At 32.2% G+C, this 4,611-nt stretch carries 3 protein-coding genes and 1 pseudogene; 1 reads left to right on the forward strand and 3 read right to left on the reverse strand.

Translation table 11 applies throughout. The annotated features are described in order from the left end of the window. Nucleotides 1–100: 100 nt before the first annotated feature. Together Q1A47_RS20025 and Q1A47_RS20030 are read right to left on the reverse strand one after the other, a co-directional pair. A complete protein-coding gene (locus Q1A47_RS20025) occupies nucleotides 101–517 on the reverse strand; it encodes a universal stress protein (RefSeq protein ID WP_166530956.1) in 417 nt (138 codons plus the stop codon). A gap of 30 nt (nucleotides 518–547) precedes the next feature. Beyond that, nucleotides 548–2,008, reverse strand: a complete 1,461-nt coding sequence (locus Q1A47_RS20030) for a SulP family inorganic anion transporter (RefSeq protein ID WP_026680549.1) — start codon at nucleotides 2,006–2,008, stop codon at nucleotides 548–550. 307 nt (nucleotides 2,009–2,315) lie between these two features. Here Q1A47_RS20030 and Q1A47_RS20035 point away from each other — a divergent pair, with 307 nt between their 5' ends. Then, nucleotides 2,316–2,498, forward strand: coding sequence for a helix-turn-helix domain-containing protein (locus Q1A47_RS20035; protein WP_026680550.1), 183 nt, complete (start codon nucleotides 2,316–2,318; stop codon nucleotides 2,496–2,498). 41 nt (nucleotides 2,499–2,539) lie between these two features. Here Q1A47_RS20035 and Q1A47_RS20040 read toward each other — a convergent pair. Continuing rightward, a pseudogene (locus Q1A47_RS20040) lies at nucleotides 2,540–3,704 on the reverse strand (MFS transporter). Between the last annotated feature and the right edge of the window lie 907 nt (nucleotides 3,705–4,611).

Genomic DNA, 4,611 nt, shown 5'->3' on the forward strand with positions numbered 1-4,611 from the left:
AAACATTTCAAAATAACTACTTGGCTTAACGCAGTCATTGCACTGATTTTATACTTTCTTAACTTACAAAAAAAGAATATGGAAATAAATTCCACATCCCTTACTTAACTATAAGAACAGGACAATTTACACGTTTTGCAACCTTATGACTAACACTCCCTAAAATAAAAGACTGTAAGTCATTCAATCCTCTACTCCCTATTACTACACAATCATAAGATTTTTCATTTGCAAATTCAACAATTTCTGGTCCTGGATCACCATGAAGAACATTTGTATTGTAATCCATACCTGATTTATCTAGCATATCTAAAATTGGCTTCAGTTTTTCTTCTCTTTTCTTTTCGATTTCTAGTTTATTGGTTGAATGTAAAACATCTTCTTTTGCCGTTTTTCCATCAACTACATATATAATATCCGTAGTCCCTTCGAATTTATTAGCAAGTTCTATTGCATATCTAGCGGATCGTATTGAGTGCTCCGACCCATCTACTGCCAGTAATATTCGTTTAAACAATTCATCTCACTCCTTACAATATTATTAGACTTAGTGACCAGCCGCGTTTGAAATACCACCAATACGTTTTTTCAGTTGCTTACTTTCCTCATTCAAACCAATATAATTTACATTGATATTATTCTGGGCAAACTTTGCTTCTATTTTATCTAACGCCCCAATGGCAGAGTCATCCCATAGATGGGCCTGTGTTAAGTCTATTTCTACTTCGGTTATAGTGTCTCCAAAATAGAATTTACTTGGAAGATCACTTACAGATGCAAAGAATAATTGTCCTTCAATACGGTAGGTTTTTTTCTGATTTTGTACTACTTGACCTTCCGTTACTTTAACTTTAGAAATCTTAGCTGCGAAGAAAATAGCACTTAATAATACTCCAGCTAATACTCCAATAGCCAAATTGTGTGTTGCTAATACAATTATTATGGTAGTCAGCATTACTGCTGAATCGGTCTTAGGAATTTTAACAAGATTTTTAAGAGAAGACCAATCAAAAGTACTTATAGAAACCATGATCATAACTCCCGCTAAGGCAGCCATAGGAATTTGAACTACAACCTCACCTAGTATAATGATCATAGACATCAAAACAACACCTGCTACAAGTGAAGATAACCTACCACTTCCTCCAGATTTCACATTTATAACTGATTGTCCTATCATTGCACATCCACCCATTCCACCGAAGAAACCTGTGACTATATTCGCAATGCCTTGTCCACGACTTTCTTTATTTTTATTACTTTCTGTATCAGTCATATCATCAACTATATTAGCTGTTAATAATGATTCTACTAAACCAACGATTGCTAATGAAAAAGAATACGGAAGAATAATCAATAGTGTTTCCATTGTTAGTGGAATATCTGGAATTAAAAATACTGGTAATTGTTGTGTTATTATTCCCATATCACCTACTGTTCCAACATTTATATTACCTATTATGACAATCGCCGTAACAACAACAATTGCTACTAAGGTTGATGGAATAGCTTTTGTAAATCTAGGTAATAAATAAATAATGGCTAATGTTAATGCTACAAGTGCATACATAATCCATGTTTCACCAACAAAATGCTGTAACTGTGAAGTAAAAATCATGATAGCTAATGCATTTACAAATCCAATCATTACAGATCGTGGAACAAACTTCATCATTCTAGCCAACTTTAATATGCCAAATAATATTTGAATTATTCCTGTTAGAATAGTCGCAGCTAACAAATACTGTAACCCATGCTCTGCAACTAAATTAACCATGAGTAGTGCCATTGCTCCAGTAGCTCCGGATATCATCCCAGGTCTACCACCGACAAAGGCAATCACTAATGCTATAGAGAAAGAAGCATAAAGACCTACCATCGGATCAACACCAGCAATAATAGAAAAAGCGATTGCTTCTGGAATTAAAGCTAATGCGACAACGATTCCGGATAAGATATCTCCTTTTACATTTCCAAACCATTCTTGTTGTATCTTTAAAATATTCATTTTTCAGCTCCTCTTTGTTGTTATTATATATATATTAATAGACTAATAGTTCAAGGATTATTTCATAGAACAGAACGAATCATACCATATATATTATAAACAGCAAAATCCCAAGAAAACGCATCCATTTTATTATTACTTCAAATTTCTCCAATTTACTTTAGATAACTTCTATATCCAATTAATTATAAAATAGTTATATTTAATATAATTATCTATAACCATATATAATTATTTAAGTTGTTTTTTTTAAAACAATTAATTATGGTATGATTAGTTACAAGGAAAAATGTTTGGAGGCATTGTAATGACTCATGAGATTATGACCGTTGCACAGGTTGCAGAATACTTACAATTAAGTGAGATGACAACATATAAATTAGTTCAAGAAGGAAAAATCCCTGGTTTTAAAATCGGAAGACATTGGAGAGTAAAAAAAGAAGATTTAAATGAATTCATCGAAAGATTAAAAAACGGAGAAAGAATCTAATATAAAAAGACCCTAAAACGATAAGCCTAGGGTCTTTTATTTTAGCCATTAGCTAGTTGAGATTTCTCTGGTTTTTTTGCAATCAGAGCACAGAACAATCCGATTAAAGGAAATAATAAAGTAGCTAACAGTACAGGAGTGTAGCTATGGAAAATATCAAAGCCTACCCCAAAAGGTAGTGGTCCAAAGGCTGATCCTAATACCCCCATCGTTACGCCTACTCCATTAATACTACCTATATATTTACGCCCGAAATAATTTGGCCAAATTATATTTAATCCAATTCGTTCTAATCCATTTGCTATCCCCCATAAGACACCAAATGCAAAAGCCACATAGACATGGTACTCCCACAATTGCCATTAAACTTAACACAATTGCAGCTGATTCTGGTGACAAATCATTACTACCAAATATAGATATAATATGGAAAGTAATACCAGTATTAACCATTGCTGGAATCCCAACACAAATTAGAATTGCCCAAAAAGCTCTAGTTTTCATTGCTTCTTTTAATGTCCAATCTGTCGCAGCTTCTTGAATCTGAGCCCCCATTACTGCCCGTGTTTGCTTTTCAGCATTTTCACTTGATCCATCTGGTAATAGTCCAATCTCCTCCGGTTTATTCCGAACTCCAATAAGAGCAATAGGAACAAATATAAATAGTAGCAGAACACCCCAGAATCTCCATGCAAACTGCCAGTCCCATGTATGAATTAACCAAGTGTTCACAATAGGGAAAACCATAGCACTTGCAAAACTGCCCAATGTCATAATGCTAAAAGCAATTCCTCTTTTTTTAATAAACCATTGTGCAACTAATGTATTAGGTATTAGAGACATACTACCTTGACCCAATAAACGTATAAGGAAAAAGCCAATTGCAAGCATCCACATACTAGAAACCATACTGTTAAAAAAGCAAGCTATACTAAATAATGTGCCGACAATAACCATCATCATCCGCTGTCCAAATCTATCTATAAATCTCCCGATAACCATCATACCTAGACCCGCTATTAAGGTAGCCATAGAATATAACCCCGAAACCTGTGACCTAGACCAATTGAATTCATGGATGTATTCATCAATAAACGTAGAGTTAGAATATGTTTGCCCTGGACCTGAAAAAAATACTCCTAGTCCAGCAATAAAGACAATCACCCAACCGTAGAAAAATGATTGAAATAATTTCAACTTCTTCATGAAATTGCACCACCTAGTTGTTATTTTTCAAAAGTATAAGGAAGTAGAGTGAAAGGAAAGGATGATTTATGTATAAAATGTTATACATAAACATATATCATTAAATAGTTTAACAAATTATGTACTGCAATATATACAATTAATTTGAATAGTATTTAATTATATTCAGATTGACTTCATTATAGTTAAATATTCATATTTATGTTAATTTAAGGCATTTTAAACAAATTAATGGAATATCAAATACGTAAATGTATTATAAATTGTTTCTAATAAAAAAGAGGCATTGTTAATGAGTGATATAGAAGGGCTTTGCAAATTTACTTCTATGTGTAGAGAAATTTTAGATACACAAAAACCATTTTAATGAAATTATAAACTATCAGACCCTTAATGACATATTTAGTAGCATATTTCTTCCATTTTTCTGGTGATTATGAATGCCCATTATTCCCCATGTAAGGTGTACCTTATTATTTTGTACAATCTTAGTAAGATCTTTTTGTTAAGCGGTTTTTGAGCCATCTTATTCTATCCTCCTATCACGTAAAAATTTTTTATTATGCTTGCTTACTCAATCCACACATAACTAATAATTTCTATAGATAAATAATGACAGCTACTTTTATGTACCTATTTTCTACTTTCAAAGAATCTAGACCTGATATTTATTCAAGAGGGCAAGATTCTGGAATAAGCTCGAAACAAAATACATAAACATTCGTATATGAAACTATGAGAAAAAACGATTTATAAATATGAGGCCACTGAAAATCTTATGATTTTTCAGTGAAACTTGAAGTATGTTATAAAAAAGACGACTCAAATTCTTTTTAAAAATTTAGAGTCGTCTTTTTACTAATTTATCTATTATATTTTGCTTATTTTTAACCCATTAGCTTCAATA

This window comes from uncultured Virgibacillus sp. (genome assembly GCF_947495635.1).
GTDB classification, from domain to species: Bacteria; Bacillota; Bacilli; order Bacillales; family Amphibacillaceae; genus Virgibacillus; species Virgibacillus salarius.

Bases quoted from the DNA above. Each gene is read 5' to 3' on its own strand.
- Q1A47_RS20030 (WP_026680549.1), bottom strand. From the start codon at position 2,008: ATGAATATTTTAAAGATACAACAAGAATGGTTTGGAAATGTAAAAGGA.
- Q1A47_RS20035 (WP_026680550.1), top strand. From the start codon at position 2,316: ATGACTCATGAGATTATGACCGTTGCACAGGTTGCAGAATACTTACAA.